Source organism: Hymenobacter sp. YIM 151500-1 (assembly GCF_025979885.1).
Classification (GTDB): Bacteria; Bacteroidota; Bacteroidia; order Cytophagales; family Hymenobacteraceae; genus Hymenobacter.
Genome location: NZ_CP110139.1, coordinates 4,576,076 through 4,598,935, shown reverse-complemented (window position 1 = coordinate 4,598,935; position 22,860 = coordinate 4,576,076). Strand labels below are relative to the sequence as shown.

The window sequence follows — 22,860 nt, the reverse complement described above, 5'->3', positions numbered from 1 at the left end:
AGATTACAGCTTGCAGCTGTATCCCGGAGGGGCTGTCCCCATAGTTCTCGCTTTTCTAACCCACCACCTGCTATGAAAACCAACTTCTACCGCCTGCTTCCGAGCCGGGCGCTGCTGCTGCTGGGGCTGCTGCTCGGCAGCCTTACCGGTCTGCGGGCCCAGAAAATAATTCCGCTGGGCGGCGGCAGCTACGCCGAGTATCCGCCGCTGTTTGAAGCCGCCAAGCCTTACTACTCCGGCACCGACGCCTGGGGTGACTTGTCGCAGCAGATGATGAACCGCAAGTGGTACATGGTGGACACTACCACCCGCCCCGTGCCCACCACCGAGTGGTGGACCAGCCTGGTAGCCACCCAGTATTCCGACAACCTCTGGGCCTACCCCGGCATGGTGAATGCCGAAGACTACGGCCTGTACCTGGAGTTTCCGAAGCGCTGGACGGTGGCCCCCGACGGCGGCACGGCCAAGCTTACCTCGCGCAGCCGGCTTACCATCGGGGGCGTGGATTTTGCCCCGCAGAGCGCCCTGGCCCGCCGCTGGGGCGTCTGGACCCTGGACTGGATTATGCAGGACGCCACGGACCCGAGCCGGCAGTTTGCTGTGACCATCGGCCACGGCCTGCCGTTTACCTGGATTGAAACCAGCAAGGTCACGCCCACCATCAGCGTGGACTCGGCCACGTTTTTCAAGGACGACGGCACGCCGCTGACGTTTCCCGTTACCACCGACCACTTCGGCATTCAGACCAAGGGCGACCAGTACGGCATCTTCGCCCCGCCGAATACGCGCTTCACCTTCGACGGCAAAACCATTACGGCTACCCTACCCGGCGCCACCGGCTACCTGGTGGTGGGCACCCTGACCAAAGCCGCCGACCTGGCGCTGTTCAACACCTACGCCTATACCATTCCGCGCGACAGTAAGGTGAGCTGGACCTACGACGAGGCGGCGGCCCGGATGACGGCTACCTGGGAACTGGTAAACGAAAACCTGCGCGGCGGCTCCCAGCTCAACCAGATTCAGGGCTGGCTGCCCCACAGCTACAAGAAAACCAGCCGCGACTTCGCCTTCAATGGGCTGGAATACGCCACGCCCCGCGGCAAGCTGAAGTGCGCTACGGGCAACCGGTTCAGCATCAGCTACGCCTTCAACGGGCTGGTGCCCAACTACACGGAGCCGGAGGTGCTGAGCGGGGTGCGCAACCCCTACCGGCCCGAGGTGATGAAGGAAATGATTGACAACTACAAGTCGGTGACCGGCTACCGCTCCGACACCTACTGGGGCGGCAAAGACGTGCTCAACTACGCCCGCTACATGCAGGTGGCGGCCCAAACCGGCAACAAGGAAGCCTACGCCGTGCTGCACAAGCGGGTAAAGGACGTGCTGACCGACTGGTTCACGTACACGCCCGGCGAAGACGCCCACTTCTTCTCCCTCTACCCCAACGTGGGCTCCTTCCTGGGCCACCGCACCCGCGACAACGACCTGCCCGGCATCGACATCATGCAGGACCACGCCTTCTGCTACGCCTACCACGTGTACGCGGCGGCCATCCTGTTTATGTACGACGAGGAGTTCAAGGCCAAGTACAAGGACATGGCCAAGATGCTGGTGCTCGACTACGCCAACTACAACCGCGCCGACCGGCGTTTCCCGTTCTTCCGGAGCATGGACCCCTGGGCCGGCCACTCCTACTCCGGCGGGCTGGGCGACTTCAACGGCAACGGCATGGAGTCGTCGTCGGAGAGCATGCAGGCCTGGGGCGCCATGTACTTGCTGGGCGAGGTGCTGGGCGACAAGCCCATGCGCGACGCGGGCATCTTCGGGTACGTGCAGGAAGCGCAGGCCGTGGGCGAGTACTGGTTTGACCGCTCCCGCCTGCCCGCTAACGGCGGCCAGGGCAACTACGACTACACCACCTACCGCAAGCCCTACAACAGCAACCTGACCAGCAACGGCATCGGGTGGTGGACCTACTTTTCGGGCGACCCGTACTGGATGCACTCTATTCAGTGGCTGCCCATGAGCCCCTTGCTCAAGCACTTGTACGAGGACGTGCCCTTTGCGGCCTGGGACTGGAACACCATGTGGAACAGCAAGCACAGCGGCGGCTGGGACACCGACCTGGGCAACGACGCCGGCACCGGCAACGTGGCCATGGCCTACTTCCAGATTTCCAACCCCGACAGCGTGGCGGCCATCTTCGACAACCTGTGGGCCAACAACCGCCCGGCGGCCCGCGCCAAAGACAACAACGCCTTCACCTACTGGTACACCCACGCCCACCGCACCCTGGGCGAGATTCAGTGGAACCAGCACACCAACCTGCCGTCGAGCACGGTGTACTACAACGCCCGCCTCAACCGCACCACCGTGGTAGTGTACAACCCCGCCACCACCGAAAAAACCGTGGACGTGTACAAGAACGGCGCGAAGTACGCCTCGTTCACGGCCCCGCCCCGGCAGCTCATTGCCTATAAGTTCGACGCCAAGCTCACCACCATCAAGCTGACGGCCCCGGCCAAAACGGTGCCGCCCGGCCAAACCCTCCAGCTCACGGCCCAGGGCTACGACCAGTACCAGGTGCGCGTGGCGGCTCCCATTACGTGGTCGGTGTCGGGTGGGGGCAGCATCAACGCCAGCGGGCTGTTCACGGCCGGCGCCACCAACGGCACCTACACAGTAACGGCTACCTCGGGCGCGGTGTCGGCCCGGTACCAGGTGCGCGTGGGGCCGGCGCCAGTGCTGGCGGCCATTGCCATAACGCCGGCCCTGAAGCGGGCTGAAATCGGGCAAAGCTACCAGCTCACGGCCCGCGGCACCGACCAGTACGGCGACTCCCTGGCCATAACGCCGACCTGGACGACCACCGGAGGCGGCACGCTGTCGGCGGCGGGGCTGTTTACGCCCACCACGCCGGGCGGGCCCTTCACCCTGAAGGCCGCCGTGGGCAGCGTGAGCGGCAGCCTGGCCGTATCGGTGAGCTATCCGCTGCCTAACCTGGCCCTGGGCAAGCCGGCTACGGCGTCCACATCGAGCACCAGCAACCCCCTGGCTAACCTCAACGACGGCCGCCTCGACACGCGCTGGGAAAGCACCTGGGCCGATGCCCAGCAGGTCACCATTAACCTCGGCGGGGTGTTTGACCTGGAAAAAGTGGTGCTGAACTGGGAAGCCGCCTACGGCAAGGCCTACGACCTGCAAATTTCCACCGATGGCACCACCTTCACGGCCCTGGCCCCCACCCAGCAAAACGGCACCGGGGGCCGCGAGGAGCTGGCCGTGACGGGCACCGGCCAGTACCTGCGGCTGAACCTGCGCCAGCGCGGCACGGCCTGGGGCTACTCCCTGTTCGAGCTGGAAGCCTACGGCTCGCCCCAGCGCAGCGGCCCACCAGTGCTGGCGACGCTGCTCGTCTCGCCGGCCACCGTGGTCATGAAAGACAACGTAACCCAGCAGTTCACCGCCACCGGCTACGACCAGTACGGCAAGGTGCTGGCCGTAACGCCCACCTGGCAGGTGGTAGGCAAGGGCAGCATCAGCGCCACGGGCCTGTACACGCCCAACGGCGGCGGGGTGTACTTGCAGCCCTCGTTCACGGTGCAGGCCAGGGCCGGCAACCTGGTCAGCCAGGCCACGGTGGTAGTGGAAGAAACCTCAAAGCTGATGAAGCTTGATATCCAGCCGCTTTCCAAAGCCACCAGCCGCCTGGAAATGGCCGTCGGCACGTCGCGCCAGCTTACCTACGTCGCCAAAAACCAGTTCGACGTGCCCTTTACCGGACCGATTACGTGGTCCGTATCGGGTGGCGGCTCCATCAACGCGGGAGGATTGTTCACGGCCAACCAGGTGGGCGAGTGGATGATTTTTGGGAAAAACGGCGCGGTGAGTGACACGGCCTACGTGTCGGTGAAGCCGTTTGCGGAGGTGAACCTGGCGGCTTTCAAGCCCGTGAAAACGTCGTCCCAGGAAAACGACGACCCCGGCGTGGCCGGCCGGTTTGCCGTGGACCGCAACCTGAGCACCCGCTGGGCCAGCAAATACGCCGACCCGCAGTGGCTGTACGTGGACTTGCAGGACGCCTACCGCCTCAATAAGGTGGTTATTTTCTGGGAAGGTGCCTACGCCACCGCCTACGACGTGCAGGTAGCCAACGACCCCACCGGCCCCTGGACCACCGTGGCACCCGTAGCCGGCGCCGACGGCGGCCAGGACGTGCTGACCTTCCCCGAAACCACCGGCCGCTACGTGCGCCTGTGGGGCAAAACCCGCAGCGGCGGCTATGGCTATTCGCTCTATGAATTCCAGGTGTTCGGCACCGGCCTGGCCGGCAGCAATCCGCCCCCCATCACGGGTGGCACCGGTCAGCCCATTCCCGGCCGGATTGAAGCTGAAAGCTTCACGGCCATGAGCGGCGTTGCCAACGAGCCCACCGCCGACGCGGGCGGGGGCCAGAACGTGGGCTATATTGATACCAATGACTGGCTCGACTACGCCGTGAACGTGCAAACGGCCGGCACCTACACCGTGCAGTTCCGAGTGGCGGGCTGGAGCGCCGGGGCTCAGGTGCAGCTCAAACTGGGCTCGGCGGTGCTGTGCACCGTGCCCGTGCCCACCACCGGCGGCGGGCAGAACTGGACGACTACCTCGGCCACCGTAACCCTGCCGGCCGGTAGCCACACCCTGCGGGCGGCCATCAGCGGCGGCGGCTTCAACTTCAACTGGCTGGACTTCCGGCTGAGCGCGGCCCGCCCGGCTACCGCACCCGGCAGCGCCGCCCGGTCCGGCTTCCCCAACCCCACCGAAGACGTGTTCTACCTCGGCGGGTTTGCGGACGGCGCCTCCGTGGTGGTGAGCAGCGCGGCCGGCAACCGGATTCGTACCGCCACCCTGCACCAGGGCACCCTCGACGTGCGCCAGCTGCCCGCCGGCCTCTACCTCCTCACCGTGACGGACGGCCAGCGGGTGGAGCGGATTCAGATGCTGAAGAAGTAAGCGCGGCGGCAAGTTTCCGCGCCCGGTAGATTAATAGAATACCAGAATGCCCGATGATGAACTCCGGAAGTTCGTCGTCGGGCATTTTGGTGGGGTGCGGCGGCTGCGTGCCCGGTTGGGCGTATGCGGGGCTCCGCGCCGGGTTCCTATCTTTGCGCCGCCAATGCCCCCGGCCGCAGTTGGAGCTGTCGAACAACGTTTTGGCGGCTTTTGCTGTTATCAACCGGGCCGAGGGGCCATTTCCTTTGTTTTTCGCTGTTATTGCATGACGAATTCCATTTCCACCGATATCTGCATTATCGGGGCGGGCCCGGTGGGGCTGTTTGCGGTATTTGAGGCGGGGCTGCTCAAGCTCCGCTGCCACGTAGTAGACGCCCTGCCCCAGGTGGGCGGGCAGCTGTCGGAAATCTATCCTAAGAAGCCCATCTACGACATTCCCGGCTTCCCGGAGGTACTGGCCGGCGACCTGGTGCAGAACCTGATGCGCCAGATTGAGCCCTTCCACCCCACCTTCACGCTGGGCGAGCGGGTGGAGCGCTACACCAAGCTCGAGGACGGCTCTTTTGTGGTGACCACCATCGACGGCACCGAAATCCACTGCCGTGCCATTGCCATTGCCGGCGGCCTGGGCTCCTTCGAGCCCCGCAAGCCGGCCATTGATGAGCTGGACAAGTTTGAGAATGGCCGCGGCGTGTACTACATGGTGCGCGACCCGGAAACCTTCCGCAACCAGCGCCTCGTCATTGCCGGCGGCGGCGACTCGGCCCTGGACTGGACCATCTTCCTGGCCGACGTGGCCCGCGAAGTAACTCTGGTGCACCGCGGCACCACCTTCCGCGGCGCCGCCGACTCAGCCGAGAAAGTGAAGCACCTGCATGACGCCGGCCGGGTAAACCTGGTGCTGAGCAGCAACGTGACCCACGTGCACGGCAACGGCCAGCTCGAAGCCGTCACCATCACCGGCAACGACGGCGCCGCCCGCACCGTGCACACCGACTCGTTTATTCCGCTGTTTGGCCTCACGCCCAAGCTGGGACCCATCGGCGAGTGGGGCCTGGAGCTGGAGGACGACGCCGTAAAGGTGAACACCGTGGACTACTCCACCTCCGAGCCCGGCATCTACGCCATCGGCGACATCAACACCTACCCCGGCAAGCTGAAGCTGATTTTGTGCGGCTTCCACGAGGCCGCCCTCATGTGCCAGGGCGCCTACAAATACATCTACCCCGACAAAAAGTACGTGCTCAAGTACACCACCGTCAACGGGGTACCCACTCTCTAAATGAGTGAATGAGTGGATGAGTGAATAAGTGAGTTTGCTGTTCTGGCGCCCATTGTATTCACTCATTTACTCATGCACTCATTCACTCATTTAAAACCTATGACCGACGAAGTACGCGTGTACGTGGAAGAGGCGCCGGGCCACCGGCGCGAGGTAGTGGCCCCTACCGATATGGGCCTGAATCTGATGGAGATTCTGAAGGCCGATGGCTACGACATCCAGGCGACCTGCGGGGGCATGGCCCTGTGCGGCACCTGCCACGTGGAGGTGCTGGCCGGCCCCGAGCTGCCCGAGCCCGGCGACGATGAGCTGGCCATGCTGGAAAGCCTGCCGGTAATGACCCAGGGCAGCCGCCTCTCCTGCCAGATTCGCATCAACCCGCGCATTGACGGGCTGGTGGTGCGCCTGATGCCGCAAGATGCCTAAGCCAGTCGGCCCCAACGGCAGCTGATGCTTTGTACCGCAGCCTTCCGGGCTGCGGTTTTTTTATGGGCAATATTCACTATATGCTTTGGACTATCGGTTGCTTTTCTTCAACTTTCCTCAGCCGCTAGCCTTGCTGGTCTTGCCCGTATTTCGTATTGAGAGAGCGGTCCTGCTCTATCTGGCGTCCGCTTGTCGAAGCATCTCTACCGCTTCGTTGTAGAAGCATTGATTATCCAGAGGTAGAGATGCTTGCCTGCGGCGACCTTCGGTTCGGCTGCGCGGACGCCAGATAGAGTAGGACCGTCGTTTCGCCTTTCTACACTTCTTCCTCGTACAGCTTTCTTTCACATCTAACTCTTCACTGCTCATGTCCCCTTCTACCCGAAACATCATTGCCTGGATTCTGCAAGTGCTGCTTGGCTTAGCGCTTATTGCCTCCGGGGGCCGCAAACTTATGGACTTGTCCGGCACCGTGGGCATGTTCAGTAGCCTTGGGCTGCCGGCCGTGCTGGCCTACGTGGTGGCCATAGCCGAGGTGCTGGGCGGCATCGGGCTGTTGATACCGCGCTTTGTGCGGCTCGCTGCCCTGGGGCTCATCATTATTATGATAGGCGCCGTGGTGATGCATATCACCAAGATTCCGGGCGGCCTGGGCGGCGGAATCCCTGCCCTGGTGCTGCTGGCGCTGCTGGTGGTGGTGCTGTTGCTACGCCGCCCTCAGCCAACGGTAGTGTAGCCCACACCACGCCTCCGGAAAAACAACCGAGCCTGCTCAGATTTCTGAGCAGGCTCGGTCGGTATTTGGGGTATAGACATTAGAAGCTGCCTAAGAAGTCGCTAGACCGTCCTGCTTCATCTGGCGTCCGCTTGCCGAAGCATCTCTCCCGCTTCGTCCTCACAATTGGGGTTACCCTCGGTAGAGCTGCTTGCCTGCGGCGACCTTCGGTTCGACTGCGGATGCGCCTGCGCTCAGCAGGACGTTCTCATGTGCTCTGGGCGATTCTCTGGACTGCTTACCGACGGCGGCGCGTAGTGGTCTTCTTTTTGGCGGTTGATTTCCTGGCCGTCGTTTTCTTTCTAGCCGACGACGAACGGTGGCTGGTGCTCTTGCGGCGGCTGCTGGACCGGCGGGTTGAGGTGGAAGTGCGGCGGTGCGTGGTGCTGCGCCGGGCCGGGGCGGCGGGAGTTGCTTTGGCCTCGGCCGCTTCGGCGGGCTTGTCTTCTTCGGCCGCTTCGAGGTTGCGGGCGGTTACTTCTACGGCGGGCTGGGTGGCAGCGGCTTCGGCGGCAGCAGCCCGCAGCGTGGCAGCTTGCTTGCGCCGCACCGGCATAATGAAGTCACGCTCGGCCCGCTCTTTAGCCGATAGTTTTTCTTCGCCGGGCAAAGCGGTGGGCTCCACTACGGCTGCTTGCGGTTTTTTCTCTCCCTGGGCCAGCACCGGAACGCTGCCGAGCAGCATTCCAGCCACTACGAGTAGCTTGCGTTTCAACATCTTCATTCCTTAAAGACAAACGGGTTGCAAAGCTAGCATTTTCCGCGGCGTCTGAAATTGACCGAGCCGTCTTAGTCCTGCTGACGGTGTAGTGGCACTGTCATGCTGAGCGAAGGCGCAGCATCTGTACTGCGTCGTCGTGATGGTACCTGTCATGCTTCATCTGGCGTCCGCTTGCCGAAGCATCTCTACCGCGGGCTAATTCCCTGATGCTTGTTCAACGAAGCGGGAGAGATGCTTCGACTGCGCTTTCCTTCGTTTCGACTGCGCTCAGCAGGACAGTGCCATTGTGACGTCAACATACCATATCTAGCTACCTTATTTGCCGCTTAGCGGAGCTACCTGCAAGCGCAGGCCGGCGGAGTGGGTAGTGAATTCGGGGGCGTAGAGGCATTGGAGCTGGGAGAGGCCGCCGGAGAAGTCGCCGGCTTGGGCGGCTCGCAGGCGGTACTCGAAGGTGTGGGTACCTTTGGGGAAGTAGCTGATGAAGAAGTTGGTGGCCGCGTCGCGGGGGCTTTCGTAGTAGCCCAGGCCGCTTTGGTAGCGGTAGCCGGAAGTCTGGCTGATCAGCTCCAGGCCGGCGGCGCGCTGGTCTTTGAGGTGCACGTACTCCAGGTCCCGGTCGGAGCGCAGTACCAGGCGCACCACCAGCACGTCGCCCACGCGCAGGGGCTGGGTACTGGTGAGGCGTTCCAGCACGGGGCCGCCGGTGGTGCGCTGCTCCCGGTACAGTTGGCGCTCCAGCTGCAAGGAGGTGGCGGCGGATGTTATCTTATCCAGCTGCTCAAAGTACTGCCAGTACAAGGCGCCCCAGGCCACGCCTGCGTCGGGCTTCTGCACGGTCACGCGGCCCTGGGCGGGCTGCACCTCGGCCGCGGGCCAGCTGGTGCGGAAGTAGCCGGTGCCTGCCTGCTGGCCCGTGGGTGTTACCGGCTGCCCGCCCACCGTAATGCGCAGGGGCTGAGTGGCCTGGAGCCAATTGGAGCCGCGCAGCAGCAGGGCGTAGCAGGCGTCGGCGGTGGCGCGGGTGCTTTCCCAGTTCTGCACCTGCTTTTGCTTGAGCAGCCACAGCTTCATCTCATCCACCGACTTCTGGTCCTGGCGGATTTCGTTGAAGGCTTCGATAAGGGTAGCCTGGGTTTCGGTGGGGGCCTCGCGCCAGTAGTAGCCGGGGCGCACGTCTTTCCAGTACATGCCCAGCTCGGGGCTGTGCAGGGCGTTTTCGGTGAGGGCCGTGAGGATGTTGTTTACGGCCGCCGGCTGGGTTTTCTGGCGGTGCAGGGCCAGAGCGGCTTGCGCCTGAAGGTAACGGGTGCGGCCCAGCCAGTAGGTGGCGGCCTGCTGCTGGTAGTAGGCCAGCGCCGGCTGGGCCTCCTTGAGCACGGGCAGCCGCGGCCAGAAGCTGCGGGCATACAGGGCCTGAATCTGCAAATCGGCGAGGTGGTCTTGCTTGAGGTTCACGCCTTTTTGGCGGCGCAGGGCGGCGTAGTCGGCCTGGAGCTGGCCGTCGAGGTAGCGCACGGCGCCAGTCAGCACTTGGCGGGCCGCTTCGTTCTGGGCAGCGTCGAAGGCGCCCAGGCGCTGGAGCTTACCTAGGCCCGCCACGATAAGCTGGGTGATGTACCGGTCGGCGGGCATGTCTTCAAACCAGGGGAAGGCCCCGTCGGGCAGCTGCATCTGGCGCAGCTTGGTCAGGGTTCGGGCCGTTTCGGCTTGCAGGCGGGGCTCGTCAAACAGCTCGGCCAAGCGGCGCATCCGCTCGGTTTCGGAGCGGGCGTCGCGCACCCAGGGCGTTTCCTGGAGCAGTAGGTTTCTCAGGTCCTGGTTTTGCTCCAGCTTGCTGGTGAGGGCTGCCGGGTCGCCGGCCTGGGCGGCGCGCTGCCACTCGGCCAGGGTGGTGCGCAGCTGGGGCGTGCTCTGTAGAATGCGGGCCGCTACCAGGTTGGCGTAGAGGCGGCTGAAGACCTGCTCGGAGCACTCGTAGGGGTACTCCATCAGGTAGGGCAAGGCCTGCACGGCGTACCAGGCCGGGTTGGCCGTCATTTCCAGCGTGAGCGAGTAGTGGCGCCGGGTGGGCGAGGTGGTGCTCGTCAGCTTCTTCAGCTCAAACTCCCGCGTGGCCGGCCCCACCACGGGCAGGGGCAGGCTTTCCGTCACTAGCAACCGGTTGGGCAGCACCGGCAGGGTGTTTTCCTCCCCGTCCTCGACAGTGGTTTGGGGTTGGTTGTTGGTTTCTGGTTTTTGATTTTTGGCTTTGGCCCGGCGCTTCCGGCCGTCGGTTTTTACTTCTTCATTCTCAATTTTTACTTGGCCTTTGGCCACGACACGGTAGGTTATGGCTTCCAGGGGCACCTGGCCCTGGGCGGTTTCGGGAATGGTCAGCTCCCAGGTCAGGGCCTGGCTTTGGTTGCCGGTGAGGGCGAAGCTCAGCTGAGCGGGGCTTTGCAGAAGGCGGCTGTCGAGGGGCTGCTGGGTGCGGGCATCGAGCAGGAAGAGCTGGGCCGTGCCGCTGAGGGCCTGGGCGGTGAGGTTGCTGAGCTTGGCGGAGAAGGTGAGCCGGTCGCCCTCCCGGAAGAAGCGCGGGGCGTTGGGCGTTACTTGCAGGCTTTTTTGCGTCACCAGCTCCCGGCGCAGCAGGCCGGTGCGCAGCTGCGGGTCGTGGGCCAGGGCCAGCAGCTGCCAGCGCGTTACGGCCTCGGGCATCTGGAACTCCAGCACGGTTTCGCCCTGGGCATTGGTGCGCAGGGCGGGCAGCCAGAACGCCGTTTCGCGGAAGTCCCGGCGAGCCTGCACGCCGGTAAGGTCGGGTTGGGCAGTGGGGTTTGCTTTCTTCTTCTCGATACCCAAGCCCGTCACCACTGTCTCACTGAGCTGCTGGGACTCGGCTGCATCCATAGCCATTGGCGCGGCGGGAGCTGCCATAGCGGCGGCGCTTTCCACTGCTAGGCCCCTTAGCATTACTCTTCTCCCGCCACCGGCGCCAAATCCATCTGCTATTGGCTCACAATACCCCCACTGGTTCAGCACAGGGTACTCGACCATTTGCCGTTCTTCCTTTACCCTTTTCGGACTACTCAGCCCTCTCGAGTCTTCCGTTCCAAACCGTCCCTGCCAGGCCAATGTGGGCTGAGAATAGGGCTCGGAAAACGCCGGGGCCGCAAAATCATGCATCCGGAAGGCGTCCAACGACTTATCGTAGAGCGTGGCCAGCAGCTCGGCCGGGGCAGGCTGGCCGTTGGCTTGCCGGATGGTGACGCGCCAGGTTTCGCGCTGGCCGGGCTGGAGCTTGTCGCGGAAGGTGGCAATGCTCAGGGCCAGCGGAGCGGGCGGCGGGGCCACCTGCACGGTTGCCGAGTGCGTGTAGAGGCGGTTGTCGCGCACCTGGGCTGTGTGCACGTAGAGCTGGGTTTCACCCAGGGCAGCGGCGGATGCAGCTACTTCCACCACCCGCTGCTCACCGGCCCGCAGCGTGAGCCACTCCTGGCGCAGGGGCTGGCCCTTGGCTTCGGCCTGAAACAGTACCCGCGCCCCATCCTCCGAGCTGCCCACCAAGAAGCGGGCGGGCTGGCCGGGCGCCACGCTGTCTTGCAGGCTCACAAACCAGTCGGGTGTGGGCACAGGCTGGCGGCTGGCGGCGGGGTCGAACAGTGTAAACCGCTGCTCGAGGCGGGCCGGCGGGCTGCCCGCCGGGGTGGCGGCCGTGGCTTCCAGCAGGTAGCGGCCGGGCGCCCCGCGGGCCAGGGAAGCAGCCAGTTCGGGCAGCAAAGGCGTTTTTTCGGTGTCGAAGTCCAGGGTCAGCACCAGGGTCCGGGCCCAAGTGCTGTCCTGGTCCTCGTGGGCGTAGGCATCCAGTGGGAATCGGCGCTTGAACTCCTCCCGGCTCAGGGCTTCCCGCTCAGGCCGCTCCCAGGCGCGGGGGCGCAGGGCGCGGGCGGGCGGCGCTAGGCGGTAGAGGCGCAGCTGGCCGCGGGCGGGCTGGGCCTCGCCGGCCGCATTGGTGCTGAGCAGGCGCAGAGCCGGCACCTGGGCGCGGTTCAGCAGCTCGGGCACGTCCAGGCGCAGGGTCAGGGCTTCGGTACCCAGGCTCACGCGCTGCTCGCCGGTGCGGGTTTCGCCGGCCGCGTCCGTCACGTCGGCGGTTATTTCAAACACGTAGCCCGGCTCCCAAGGTCCGCGCTTGCCGGCGCCGGGCGCCTCGCCTTTGGCCACGAACGTAACGGCAAAGCCCCCGGCCGAGTCGGTTTGAACCGTGCCATTCAGGATTTCCACCTGGTCTCCTCCCCTGCCGGGAAAGCCAAAGTCGCCGCCTCCCACGGGGCGGCCGAACATGGGCCACAGGGTGCGCCGCACCACGCGGTACTGCACCGTGGCCCGGTCGATGGGCTGGCCGGCGTAGGCGGTGGCCTGCCCGCGCACCGTTACGGCCTGACCCAGCACCGGCGTGCCCGCCACCGGCGCCAGCGTCACCTGAAACGTGGGCCGCTTGTAGTCTTCCACCGCAAAGCCGACGCTGCTGCTTTCGTCGTCTTCCTGGGCTTGCAGCTGCATTTCGCCGTTCAGCAAACCCACCGGCAGCACAAAGGAGCCGTGAAAGGAGCCGAATTCGTTGGTGCGGAAGGTGGCTTCCTGCACGGTTTGGCCGTTCACGTCGAGCAGGGCCACGGTTTCTTCCCGGCCGGCCAGCACGCGCGTTTTGCCGCCGGGGGCCCGCTCCGCCATGATGCCTTTGAAGTACACGGTCTGGCCCGGCCGGTAGATGGCCCGGTCGGTGAACAGAAACGTCTTAACAGAAGGCTCTTCTGCCTCATCGTCGGCATTGCGGGAGTTGTAGTAGCCGTAGTACTCCTGCACCAGCAGCGTGTCGGGGCCGCGGCGCAGCAGCACGCCGCGGGTCTGGCGGCGCACCTGGATGTTGCCGGCCTCGTCGGCGGGCAGCAGGGCCAGGCCTTCGGCCGAGGTCTGGGCGGACTCTCCGAGCTGGGTGCCCCACTGGTTGCGCTGGGCGTTGAACTGGTGTAGCATGGGCCGCACCTGCACGCCGCCCAGCGCCTTACCCGACTGCCGGTGCAGCACCAGCACCTGCGTGCCGCCTTGCTTGCCGGCCGCCGCGCGCCGCACCTGGCTTAGCTCGCTCACGCTCAGCTGGGCATAGGCCGCTGTTGGGCCTGCTTGCTCTTTCGTGGGAACTTCCGGAGCGGTGCTGAGCACGAGCAGGTAGTGCCCCAGCGGCAGGGCCGGGCCGGCGTGCTGCACGGTGTGGCTGCGGTAGTCCTGGGAGCCGGGCACGGGCAGGGTCCAGGTGGCCGCTGGCGCCTGGGTCAGCACCCGGCCATATTGCTGCCAGAAGGTTTTGCCGGCGTACAGGTCGGGGCGCTCCAACTGGCGCAGCACCTGGGCCTGGCTGATGCGGTAGGCGCGGGCGTAGAGCTGGGGGGCGTTGCGCACGGTCAGCTTCAGCAGCCAGGGCTGGCCGGGCAGCACCACGTCTTCCACGGTAAAGCGCAGCTCCATGGCTTCAATGCGCTGGCGCAGGGCCCGTGCCCGTCCTGCTCCTCTCGACTTCGGAAAGGCCTTTTCGGCGGCCTGGGCCAGCTTCCGGGCCTGGGCCGGCTGGCTTTCCGCTAGGCTCTCGGCCTGGGCCGCCATGAACTCAGTGCTGATGGGCAGGCTGCGGAAGGTTTCGGCGGCGCGGGCCAGGGCAGTGCGGTACAGGGCGTCTTTATCGGCCAGCTCGGCGTGCTCCGCCACAAAGCGCAGGCGCTTCAACTCCACATCGGCCAGGGCAGCGGGGTTAGCCTGGTCCTGCAACCGAAACCGCGTGAGCTGCTGCAACACCTGCAAGGCCTGAAACTGCCCGTTAAGCGAGTCGGCGGGCGGAGCCGTTAGCAGAAGGCGGGCAAAGTCGGCGGCCGGACCCAGCAGGGCGGGGTCGGTCAGCTCAAACTGCGCGGCGGGGCGCGTAACGTAGTATTCGTCGTTCTGGAGGCCGTCCACGGCGCGGTGGGCCAGCAGGTCGTAGAGCGTGGGCCGCAGGGCGCGGCCTTCGGCATCACCGCCCCGGACGGCGTAGCCCAGCTCCCGGAGTGGCAGCCGTTGCAGGCGCTGGGGCTGCTCGGCCAGAGAGGCGCGGTAGTGGCGCACCACGGCGCTGCCCAGGCGGGCGGCGTCCCAGGTGCGCAGGTCGGCGGCGCTGGCGTCGGCTGGGTTGGGGACAGCCTGGGTGGTGCGGTCCAGCAGCTGGTAGCGGTGCTCCTGGTAGTAGGCGGCGTAGAGCTGGGCCAGCAGGCTGTGCAGGATGGGCCGGGCCGGAAACCGGGCCGTCCGCAGGTCGGCTTCCAGCAGGGCAATGGCCTGGTAGTCGGCTTCCTCTTCCTTTTGCTCCAGAATGCGCAGCTTGTAGAGCAAAGCGCGCAGGTACTCGGGCGTGTTTTGCTGGCGGCGGGCCTGCTGGTACAGGGGCTCCAGCAGCTTGGCGGCCGAGGTTGTCTGGTCTTTGGCCAGCAGCTGGTCAATCTTTTTCCAGGCGGCGGGGCTGCCGCCGGCCGGGCCGGGCGGGGTGGTTTGGGACGAGCCGGGCGTAAGCAGCATCAGCAGGGCGAGTAGGCTGAGGAGGAAGAGGCGCATGGAGCAGCAACGAATGAGCGTGGGCAAGTTGGTAAAATCCAGATGCCCCAACTCCATTTATTCCACACGCCCCCGCTGATTTTTCTGTTCCTTGGCCGGTTCCCACGGCTCAGCTACCTTCGTGCCGCCGGGCAGCCCGGTGTTATTCTTCGTCCATAACTTCTGTATGCAGACCCAAAAACTGTTTTCCTCCTTGTTAGGATTGGCCCTGATTACCGGCGTATCGTCCCTCGCACAAGCCCAGATCAGCTTCGGCCCGCGGATAGGAGCCAATTTCGCCGATTTCGGCTACCGCACCGAAAGCTTGGCAGTTCCTAACGGGCAGATGCGTCTAGGCGCGCAGATTGGCGTGGCTGCAAACGTTGGTTTTGGCAAGTTGGCCTTCCAGCCAGCAGTGCTCTACAGCCAGAAAGGATACCGCGTTGATCTGGAAGATTCTGACAACAACAGCACTGAAACCTACCAAGAAAAGCACCGTCTCAACTACCTGGAAATTCCGCTGAACGTTGTGTACACCAGTGGCGAGACGGAAGGCTTGCAGGTTTTTGCGGGTCCGTATGTGGGGTTGGGCCTCAGCGGCAAAAATGAGGTGGAAGGCAAAACTACCTCCGGCAACAATTCCCTTAGCTTCAAGCGCGACGAGGAGGTAGAATTCGTCAAGCAAGAGGGCACCGATAACACGAAATCGTACTACCGCCGCCTCGATGCCGGAGCCACCTTTGGCGTGGGCTACAAAACCGGCCCCATTCAGGTGCAACTCGGCTACGGCCTGGGCCTGAGTAACCTGCTGCCTAACGACCGTGACAACCGGGAGCCGAAGAATAAAGTGTTCAACCGCAACCTACAATTAAATCTGACCTACTTCTTCGGCGCCAAGTAACCTCCACTCAGGCATCAGAAAAAAGCCCTTGCTGACATTCAGCAAGGGCTTTTTACTTCTATATTTCAATTCTACCCCCTCACCTCCACTCCCTGCCCGTCCAGCACCCGCTCGGCCTGAGCTACGTGGCGCTTGATGTGCTCCACTACCAGCTCCAGGGCGTCGGTGAGGCGAGGCAGCAGCAGGGGAATAATGGGGTTGGGAATGCGCACGGCGTTGGCGTTGATGTGACGGGCCTGCTCCATCAGGTTGCCCAGCTCGTCGAGCTGGCGGCTGAACACTTCCACTACCGTGCGAGGCAGGCGGGAGCCGCTGGGCGCGTACTGCTGGGGCGACTTGAGCGCCTTCTGGCTGCTGGGCACGCGCATGGCCTCGGTCATCTTCTGCCCGATAAAGCCGTGCTTTACCAGCTCGGCCGGGCGGGAGCCCCGCTCCCGCGCCGTTTTGATTTTGCGGCTCATCACCGGCAAATACAGGCCGCCCACGATGTTGAGGTGCTCCAGGCACTGGCCCACGCTCCACTTGCCGGGGCCCGGCCCGCGGTTGAGCTGGTCGTCGGTGAGGGGACGGAAGCGGCGGCTGGTAACGTCCTGCACCTGGCGCAGCTCGGCGGCCAGAGTGTCCAGGAAATCGGTGGTGCGGGTGGCGGTGGCAGGCATAGCGGTGGCAAACGAAACAGAAACGGAATCTGCTGTAATGATACGCCACGGGGGCGGTTTCGGCAATGGCTCAGCCTTACAGCCGGGCGGGAGTTGGCGGCGTGGCGCGTGGCACGCTAGCCTGGGGCATGTTCCGTACGTTGCTCCGCGCGCTGGCGCTGGCTGGGCTTTTACTACTGACTTCCCCGCGCCCCGGCGCAGGCAGTGAGTGCCCAACCCGGACGAAAACAGTGTCTTTGTAGGCAAGTTGGGAGCCTAGGCCGACAAAAGCTGGGGCGAAGATGACTTCACCCAAACGTTTTTCTTTCTGATTCCGAAGGAAAACCGCCAGCCCGTGTACACCCGCATGTTCGGCCCCGACTGCGGCGGCCAGCTTTGTCTTCACGATAAGAAGCTGTTTGCGCTTCTTCCAGTGAGGCCTAGCTGCTGTAGCGACGCGACCCTTGGCTACGCCTGCCTGCGGTTCGCGCCTTTTCGGCCGCGCCATCCTAAACGGAGTCGTGCAACGACGAGACACAGGATAATACGTCTGCACAGCTACTAGGCCTCATTGGAGTAAGGGTGAACAGCTTCTCAGGTAGCCAGCGGGATAGATGTTTGCCTGCGGCGACCTTCGTGTGGCTGCGCGGACGTTAGATGGCGCAAGACGGATAAGGATGGTTTGGGTGACTGTCTCAGCCGTCAGCTTGCTAGCCCAATTTTGTATTATCCGCAGGCAAGCTCTACTTTACCACCTGTATTGCTTGTTTCATCTATCCTGTATTCCCGTGGCTTCTGTTTCGCGTCCTCCCCGTTTGGCTCCGGCGCCCCGCTCCTCTTCCTCGCGGTGGCGGCGGGCGGTGCGGCGCTACTTCGGCTTCTCGCGCCGCGAAACGTCGGGGTTTGTGGGCTTGCTGCTGCTTATTCTGCTGTGGTTGGTGCTGCCGGAGCTGCTGCGCCCGGCCGCGCCCACCTACAACCCCGCTCCCGACGCTCAGCTTCTGGAGGGGTGGGCGGCCGAGCTGGCGGCCCAGCGTCAGCCCCGCTCCTTCCTGAAGCGGAGCCCACGCCGCTACGAGGCTCCCACGGTGCCACAAGTAGCCCTGGCTCCCTTCGACCCTAACCAGCTGACCGAAGCCGACTGGCAAGCGCGGGGCGTGCCCCGCTACGCGGCCCGCAACCTAGTGCGCTACCGTGAAGCCAGCGGCGGGTTCCGGGCCAAAGAGCAAATTCGGCGCATTTATGGCCTACCCGACTCGGTGTACGCCCGCCTGGCGCCCTACCTGCAACTGCCCGACCAGCTGCCTCCGCGCTCCGGGCGTGCCTACGGTGCCACTGACCGCTCGCTGCCCACCTCGCGCCCGGCCGACCACCCCGGCATGGCTGCGGCGGCACGCTTCCCCCGTAAGCCTACTCACCTGGCCGCTTTCGACCTGAACCTGGCCGACACCACCCAGCTCATGCAGATTCGGGGGATTGGGCGGGGGTATGCGCGCCGGGTGGTAGAGTACCGGCAGCGGCTGGGCGGCTTCTGGGCCGAGGAGCAGCTCCAGGAGATGTACGCCCTGCGCGACGCACCCGACCTGGTGGACAGCCTGCGCAAGTACACGTTTGTGGCCGCGGGGTTTGCGCCGGCCCGCATCGACGTAAACAATGCGCCGTTCGATGTGCTCCAGGCCCATCCGTACGTGGGCAAGCGCCTGGCCCGGGTGCTGGTGGCCTACCGCCAGCAGCACGGCCCCTTCCGCCAGCCCGAGGACCTGCGCCAGATTCGGATTCTGGATCAGACTACGCTCGATAAGCTGCGGCCGTATTTGCAGCTATAGTAGCCGGCTCAGTAGCTTCTATAAAGCTAGGCCGAGCCGATGGCGTTGCAGACTGCTGCCAGCGGCTTGTTGGTAGCAGCACAGCCGCCCGCGCCCCAATACCGTATGCTGACGACTGCCAACCCGCTGGCCCGGCGTTTCGGCTTGGTTTAGCTGTTTTCCTGTTGATTCCCGCCCCTGCTCCATGCTTTTTTTGCTCCGCGACAAGCTTTTTCCGGTTCTGGTGTTTTTGCAATCCGTGCTTTGCGGCTGCTCCCGTAACCAGGGCCGCGGTGAGTTTGCCCAGCTGCACCAGCACTACGACGTGCAGACCATCGGCCACCTGGACCGGAAGCGCGTAGCGGAAAGCTCAGGGCTGGAAACCGCCGGTCCCGAAGGCGACTTGTGGACCCACGCCGACGGCGGCAATACGGCCAACTTGTACCGCGTCACGGCCCAGGGCGACCTGCTGCAAACCTTGGAGCTGGCCCCCCTGCTCAACATCGACTGGGAAGACCTGGCCCAGGACCCGGAGCAGCGCCTGTACATCGGCGACTTCGGCAACAACCAGAACAAGCGCCGCAACTTGTGCATCTACCGCCTCAGTGGTCCTGACTACGCCCAGGTCGATACCATTCAGTTTGCCTACGCCGACCAGCACGCTTTCCCGCCCCGCAAGCCCCGCCGTAATTTCGACTGTGAGGCTTTTTACTATTACCAGGACAGCCTCTACCTGTTCACCAAAAACCGGGGCGAAGGCCGCTACGTGAAGCAATACGTGCTGCCCGCCCGTCCCGGCCGCCACACCGCCCGCCTCGTCGACAGCCTCCAGCTGAACACCTGGGTAACGGCCGCCGACATCAGCCCCGACGGGCGCCGTGTGGCACTACTAGGCTACGGCCAAGTGTACCTGTTTGAACGCCTGCCCGGCCGCCGCCTCTTCGACAGTCTCAAAGGCTGCCTGACCCTTCCCACCTCCGGCCAAGCCGAAGCCTTGGTATTCACCAGCAACCACGATTTCATTTTCAGTAATGAAAAAGGCAAGCTGTTCCAGGCTACTTGGAAAAGGTGATGGGGAGGATAAAGTAACGGGGTGATGAGGCGAAAAAGAACGTCATGCTGAGCTTGTCGAAGCATCTCTACTGCTTCGTTGCAATAGCACTACAACGAAGCGGGACAGATGCTTCGGCAAGCTCAGCATGACGTTCTTTTCACCCCATTACTTCATTACCGCATCACTTTCCCTGCCCCGGAGTGGTGGCGCGGGTGGGTGCGGGGCCGTAATCGGGAGAGTCGTCGGATGAGGTGCGGTCGGCGGCGGCCCCGCCGTAGTTCTGGGCAGCATCCTGTTGGCTGTAGTCGCCGCGGGTAGGCGAGCCTTGGCCTTTCGCGTCGGAAGCCGCGTCGTATTCGTCGTTGTAGGAGCCACCCCGCGAGCCAAAGCCGGTTTGCTCGCTGCCTTGGGCATCGGGAGAGCCGGCGGCCTGGTAGCCGCTGCGCTGAGTACCGGTGGGGGTCGTATCGGCTTCGTTATGGCCGTGAGCGGCATTGGTAGGCGCCGCCCCGATGGTCAGGCCCTCGGGGCCCTGCTCGGGATGGTTGGGGCGGTAGTCTTCGGTTTGGTTGCGCTGGCCGGCGGCAGGGGCAGCCGTGGTGGCCGTGGTGGCTCCGGTCAGCGACGACGTACCATAGTTCGGGGCGAAGCCAGAATCGGTGCCTTGTGGAGCGGCGTTGTCGTTGGCGTAGCCGGGGCTGACGGTCGAGTTGGCGGGGGCGTGCTGCCCAGGCTGGCTCCCGAAGCTGCCGTTGCTGTTGTCCACGAAGCCCGCTGACTGCTGGCTTCGTTCGCCGTCGTAGCCGGTGGTCGGTGGCGGGGTACCCAGCGGCCCCGAGTAGGCCCCGCCTTCTTTGCGGCCGGGCTGGAAGCCGCCGTAGCCGCCGTGGGTAACGCCGCCGGCGTGGCGGCCAAACTCGCCCCGGTCGGGTCCGGCCACCTCGTTCTGCGCATGGGCAGGGTCATTAGCTACCGGCCCCGACTCCTTTGCATTGCGGGGTGCCAGCAGGTGGTCGGGATGGGCGTCGGGCTGTTCATTTTGGGAAGAAGCAGCGGAATCTACGGGCTCAGGCATGATTATCGGGGTTGAGGTAAGTGATTATTTTCCAGCATACGCACGCCTGCTCCCTGCGTTCCAGCTTCCTCCGCTGTTTTGGTCTTTTGGAAAAGCGTGTAGATTTACCGCCTCATTCTTTCACCACACAACCAATCTACGCCTGCTATGAAAACCGGCAAAGTAAAATTCTTCAACGAGTCTAAAGGCTATGGCTTCATCATCCAGGATGAGAATGGCCAAGACATCTTTGTTCACCAGACCGGCCTCGTCCACGAAATCCGCGAGAATGACCGGGTAACTTTTGATGTTATTGACGGCAAAAAAGGCCAGAACGCCGTGAAAGTGGAGCGTATGTAGCGCCCAGTTCTCAAGAGCTTTATCAACTAGCTGCCCCGCCCACTCCTTACTCAGGCTGTAGGCGGGGCAGTTTATGTGTCGTGCCGACAGGATCTTGACCACTATTCTTTATCCGCCGCGTGCCGGGCCACCCGAATGCCCACGGCCATGATGCCCGGCAGCTGGTCTTGGCGCATGTACTGCTCCAGCACGATGGTGTACGGGCCGGGCTGGCGGAAACGCTGCCTGGGCAGGGCCAGAATCTGGTGGTCGTAGATGTCGCCGGTGCCTTTGCCGCGCGGCTCCCCGGTTTGCGGGTCCATCAGCAGCATCTGGTGCAGCAGCCTCGATATGGGCTTGCCATCGGGGCCCGTAAGCGTGTGCTTCACGTAGAGGTTGTAGTACTCATAGTGAGCGGCGTTGCGGATGTTGAAGTAGACATTATAGGTCTGCGTGGTATCCTGAATCTCGAACGTGAACGTGGGCTTGTTTTGCACGGCCCACACGTACGGGTCGCCGGCCGGCGATTCGAGGTTGATGTTTTTTTCAAATACCTGATTGGCGTCGCAGGCGGTGAGCAGCCCGCCAGCGCCCAGCAGAAGGGCCAGTCCTAGTCGGCAACGAAAGGTCATAAGCAGGAAAGAGGCAGGTTCAGGAAGCCGGGGGCGCAGGAGCTGGTCCGCCGGCCGGGCGGTCGGGGCGGGGCGGGCGCGGGCCCCGGCGCCCACCTCCCGGTGCCCCCGAAGAGCGCCGGGATTCACCTTCTGCGCGGGGCGGCCGGGCCTCGGGGCTGCGGGCGGGCCGGGTTGCTTCGGGAGCAGCACCGTCGGCGCTGGCGGGGCGGGGCGCATCGGGGCGCTTGCCCTCGCCGCGGCTGCGGCCCCGCCGGTTGAGGGGGCGGGCGGCGGCCCCGCGGGGGCGAGCCCGCTCTTCCGGGGTTCCGGTTTCGGGGGCGTCGGGAGCCGGAGCTGTGGGAGCGTCGGCGGCGGGCGGGGCCGGCCGGGCGGCGGCGGGCCGGGCCGGGCGGACGGGGGCCGGAGCTACTGCATCGGGGCCGACTTTCTCCTTGTCTTTTTTCTTTTTACCGCGTTTGGTGCGTTTCGACGCCTTGATCTTGTCGTCGAGGCGCTCCAAGGAGCCTTCCACAATGGCCGTTACCTCGGGCGACTTTTCTTCTTCGCGCACGGGCGGCAGCAGGCTTTCGGGCTTCTCGCCCCGCTTGTTCAGGTCCTGGATTTCGCGCACGCGCTCCGTGCTCAGTACCACCCAGTTGTTATCGCCGCGCATGGCAAACCACATCTTTCTCTTGAAGATGTCGGTCTTTTGCAGCACGAAGTCGCCTTTTTCGGTAAGCAAGGGACGCTGCACCTGCGGAATGTCCTTGAGGGCGTCGAGGTAGGTGTCCAGCTCGTAATTGAGGCAGCACTTGAGGCGGCCGCACTGGCCCGAGAGCTTGGCCGGGTTCAGGCTCAGGTTCTGGTAGCGGGCGGCGGTGGTGCTCACGCTCTTAAAGTCACTCAGCCAGGTGGAGCAGCACAGCTCCCGCCCGCAGCTGCCGATGCCGCCGAGGCGGCCGGCTTCGTGGCGCAAGGAAATCTGGCGCATCTCTACCCGCACCCGAAACTCGTCGGCCAAGCGCTTAATCAGGTCCCGGAAGTCTACCCGGTCGTCGGCGGAGTAGAAGAACGTGGCGCGGGTGCGGTCGGCCTGGTACTCTACATCGGAGAGCTTCATTTTGAGGCGCAGCTCGTCTACCACGGCCCGGGCCTTGAACATGGTGCCGGTTTCCAGGTCGCGCACGGCGTTCCAGCGCTCCACGTCCTGCTCGGTAGCCACCCGCAGAATGGGGCGGATATCCTTGGCATCGAGGGGTACTTTCTTTTTGCGCATTTGCAGGCGCACCAGCTCCCCTTTCAGCGAAACGTGGCCCAGGTGCCAGCCGTTGCCGGCAGCTTCCACTACGATGGCGTCGCCGGTAATCAGGGGCAGGCGGCTCTTGTTGCGGTAGAAGTCCTTGCGGCCGCCTTTGAAGCGGACTTCTACAATATCAAACTCTTTGAAGTCGCTGGGCAGATCGAGGTCCTGCAACCAATCGAACACGTTGAGGCGGGTACAGCCGCTGCTACAGCTGCCTTTCGAGCCGCAGCCCTTAGCAGTTGTGGAGCAGCCTCCACCGGAAGAACAGGATGAGCAAGCCACGGCTTGAAAAATCTATAGGTGAAGCGAAGGAGAGCTTCGCTGAAAAGTCAATATCTACAAAGATACAGAAT

At 64.1% G+C, this 22,860-nt stretch carries 14 protein-coding genes; 8 read left to right on the top strand and 6 right to left on the bottom strand.

Features of this window, described 5'->3' with window-relative positions:
• Window positions 1-72 precede the first annotated feature (72 nt).
• The 4 genes from OIS53_RS19110 to OIS53_RS19095 all read left to right on the top strand — a co-directional run bounded on the left by OIS53_RS19110 (window position 73) and on the right by OIS53_RS19095 (window position 7,439).
• Complete coding sequence (locus tag OIS53_RS19110; RefSeq protein ID WP_264680178.1) at window positions 73-4,995, top strand: glycosyl hydrolase; 4,923 nt, start codon at window positions 73-75, stop codon at window positions 4,993-4,995.
• A gap of 265 nt (window positions 4,996-5,260) precedes the next feature.
• Window positions 5,261-6,277 carry an NAD(P)/FAD-dependent oxidoreductase gene (locus tag OIS53_RS19105; protein WP_264680177.1) on the top strand — a complete coding sequence of 339 codons (1,017 nt, stop codon included), beginning with the start codon at window positions 5,261-5,263 and terminating at the stop codon, window positions 6,275-6,277.
• Between the two features lie 99 nt (window positions 6,278-6,376).
• Window positions 6,377-6,703: a 2Fe-2S iron-sulfur cluster-binding protein gene (locus tag OIS53_RS19100; RefSeq protein ID WP_264680176.1), complete on the top strand. Its 327-nt coding sequence runs from the start codon at window positions 6,377-6,379 to the stop codon at window positions 6,701-6,703.
• A 367-nt stretch (window positions 6,704-7,070) separates the two neighbouring features.
• Window positions 7,071-7,439, top strand: a complete 369-nt coding sequence (locus OIS53_RS19095) for a DoxX family protein (protein WP_264680175.1) — start codon at window positions 7,071-7,073, stop codon at window positions 7,437-7,439.
• 277 nt (window positions 7,440-7,716) lie between these two features.
• Here OIS53_RS19095 and OIS53_RS19090 read toward each other — a convergent pair whose 3' ends face one another.
• Window positions 7,717-8,202, bottom strand: a complete 486-nt coding sequence (locus OIS53_RS19090; protein ID WP_264680174.1) for a hypothetical protein — start codon at window positions 8,200-8,202, stop codon at window positions 7,717-7,719.
• A 312-nt stretch (window positions 8,203-8,514) separates the two neighbouring features.
• The gene (locus OIS53_RS19085) at window positions 8,515-14,820 is read right to left on the bottom strand and encodes an alpha-2-macroglobulin family protein (RefSeq protein WP_264680173.1); all 6,306 of its coding nucleotides are present in this window, start codon (window positions 14,818-14,820) and stop codon (window positions 8,515-8,517) included.
• 166 nt (window positions 14,821-14,986) lie between these two features.
• Between OIS53_RS19085 and OIS53_RS19080 the strand changes: the two genes are divergently transcribed.
• Window positions 14,987-15,700 carry a porin family protein gene (locus OIS53_RS19080; protein ID WP_264680172.1) on the top strand — a complete coding sequence of 238 codons (714 nt, stop codon included), beginning with the start codon at window positions 14,987-14,989 and terminating at the stop codon, window positions 15,698-15,700.
• A 71-nt stretch (window positions 15,701-15,771) separates the two neighbouring features.
• Here the strand turns inward: OIS53_RS19080 and OIS53_RS19075 are convergent, their stop codons facing one another.
• Window positions 15,772-16,359 (bottom strand): DinB family protein, encoded by a 588-nt coding sequence (locus OIS53_RS19075; RefSeq protein WP_264680171.1) that lies wholly within the window; start codon window positions 16,357-16,359, stop codon window positions 15,772-15,774.
• Between the two features lie 767 nt (window positions 16,360-17,126).
• Between OIS53_RS19075 and OIS53_RS19070 the strand changes: the two genes are divergently transcribed.
• Both OIS53_RS19070 and OIS53_RS19065 read left to right on the top strand, forming a co-directional pair.
• The gene (locus OIS53_RS19070) at window positions 17,127-18,164 is read left to right on the top strand and encodes a ComEA family DNA-binding protein (protein WP_264680170.1); all 1,038 of its coding nucleotides are present in this window, start codon (window positions 17,127-17,129) and stop codon (window positions 18,162-18,164) included.
• A gap of 184 nt (window positions 18,165-18,348) precedes the next feature.
• Window positions 18,349-19,215 (top strand): hypothetical protein, encoded by an 867-nt coding sequence (locus tag OIS53_RS19065; RefSeq protein ID WP_264680169.1) that lies wholly within the window; start codon window positions 18,349-18,351, stop codon window positions 19,213-19,215.
• A gap of 163 nt (window positions 19,216-19,378) precedes the next feature.
• On the opposite strand, the gene OIS53_RS19060 is transcribed toward OIS53_RS19065, so the two are convergent.
• Window positions 19,379-20,272, bottom strand: a complete 894-nt coding sequence (locus tag OIS53_RS19060) for a hypothetical protein (protein WP_264680168.1) — start codon at window positions 20,270-20,272, stop codon at window positions 19,379-19,381.
• Between the two features lie 147 nt (window positions 20,273-20,419).
• On the opposite strand from OIS53_RS19060, the gene OIS53_RS19055 reads away from it, so the two are divergent.
• Window positions 20,420-20,611 (top strand): cold-shock protein, encoded by a 192-nt coding sequence (locus tag OIS53_RS19055; RefSeq protein ID WP_264680167.1) that lies wholly within the window; start codon window positions 20,420-20,422, stop codon window positions 20,609-20,611.
• Between the two features lie 101 nt (window positions 20,612-20,712).
• Here OIS53_RS19055 and OIS53_RS19050 read toward each other — a convergent pair whose 3' ends face one another.
• Both OIS53_RS19050 and OIS53_RS19045 read right to left on the bottom strand, forming a co-directional pair.
• Window positions 20,713-21,222 carry a gliding motility lipoprotein GldH gene (locus tag OIS53_RS19050; RefSeq protein WP_264680166.1) on the bottom strand — a complete coding sequence of 170 codons (510 nt, stop codon included), beginning with the start codon at window positions 21,220-21,222 and terminating at the stop codon, window positions 20,713-20,715.
• Window positions 21,223-21,241: 19 nt separating this feature from the next.
• The gene (locus tag OIS53_RS19045; RefSeq protein ID WP_264680165.1) at window positions 21,242-22,690 is read right to left on the bottom strand and encodes a PSP1 domain-containing protein; all 1,449 of its coding nucleotides are present in this window, start codon (window positions 22,688-22,690) and stop codon (window positions 21,242-21,244) included.
• Window positions 22,691-22,860 lie beyond the last annotated feature (170 nt).

Coding starts and splice junctions, on each gene's coding strand:
- OIS53_RS19105 (WP_264680177.1), top strand. CDS start 5,261: ATGACGAATTCCATTTCCACCGATATCTGCATTATCGGGGCGGGCCCG.
- OIS53_RS19075 (WP_264680171.1), bottom strand. CDS start 16,359: ATGCCTGCCACCGCCACCCGCACCACCGATTTCCTGGACACTCTGGCC.
- OIS53_RS19100 (WP_264680176.1), top strand. CDS start 6,377: ATGACCGACGAAGTACGCGTGTACGTGGAAGAGGCGCCGGGCCACCGG.
- OIS53_RS19055 (WP_264680167.1), top strand. CDS start 20,420: ATGAAAACCGGCAAAGTAAAATTCTTCAACGAGTCTAAAGGCTATGGC.
- OIS53_RS19080 (WP_264680172.1), top strand. CDS start 14,987: ATGCAGACCCAAAAACTGTTTTCCTCCTTGTTAGGATTGGCCCTGATT.
- OIS53_RS19090 (WP_264680174.1), bottom strand. CDS start 8,202: ATGAAGATGTTGAAACGCAAGCTACTCGTAGTGGCTGGAATGCTGCTC.
- OIS53_RS19085 (WP_264680173.1), bottom strand. CDS start 14,820: ATGCGCCTCTTCCTCCTCAGCCTACTCGCCCTGCTGATGCTGCTTACG.
- OIS53_RS19060 (WP_264680168.1), bottom strand. CDS start 20,272: ATGCCTGAGCCCGTAGATTCCGCTGCTTCTTCCCAAAATGAACAGCCC.
- OIS53_RS19065 (WP_264680169.1), top strand. CDS start 18,349: ATGCTTTTTTTGCTCCGCGACAAGCTTTTTCCGGTTCTGGTGTTTTTG.
- OIS53_RS19110 (WP_264680178.1), top strand. CDS start 73: ATGAAAACCAACTTCTACCGCCTGCTTCCGAGCCGGGCGCTGCTGCTG.
- OIS53_RS19050 (WP_264680166.1), bottom strand. CDS start 21,222: ATGACCTTTCGTTGCCGACTAGGACTGGCCCTTCTGCTGGGCGCTGGC.
- OIS53_RS19095 (WP_264680175.1), top strand. CDS start 7,071: ATGTCCCCTTCTACCCGAAACATCATTGCCTGGATTCTGCAAGTGCTG.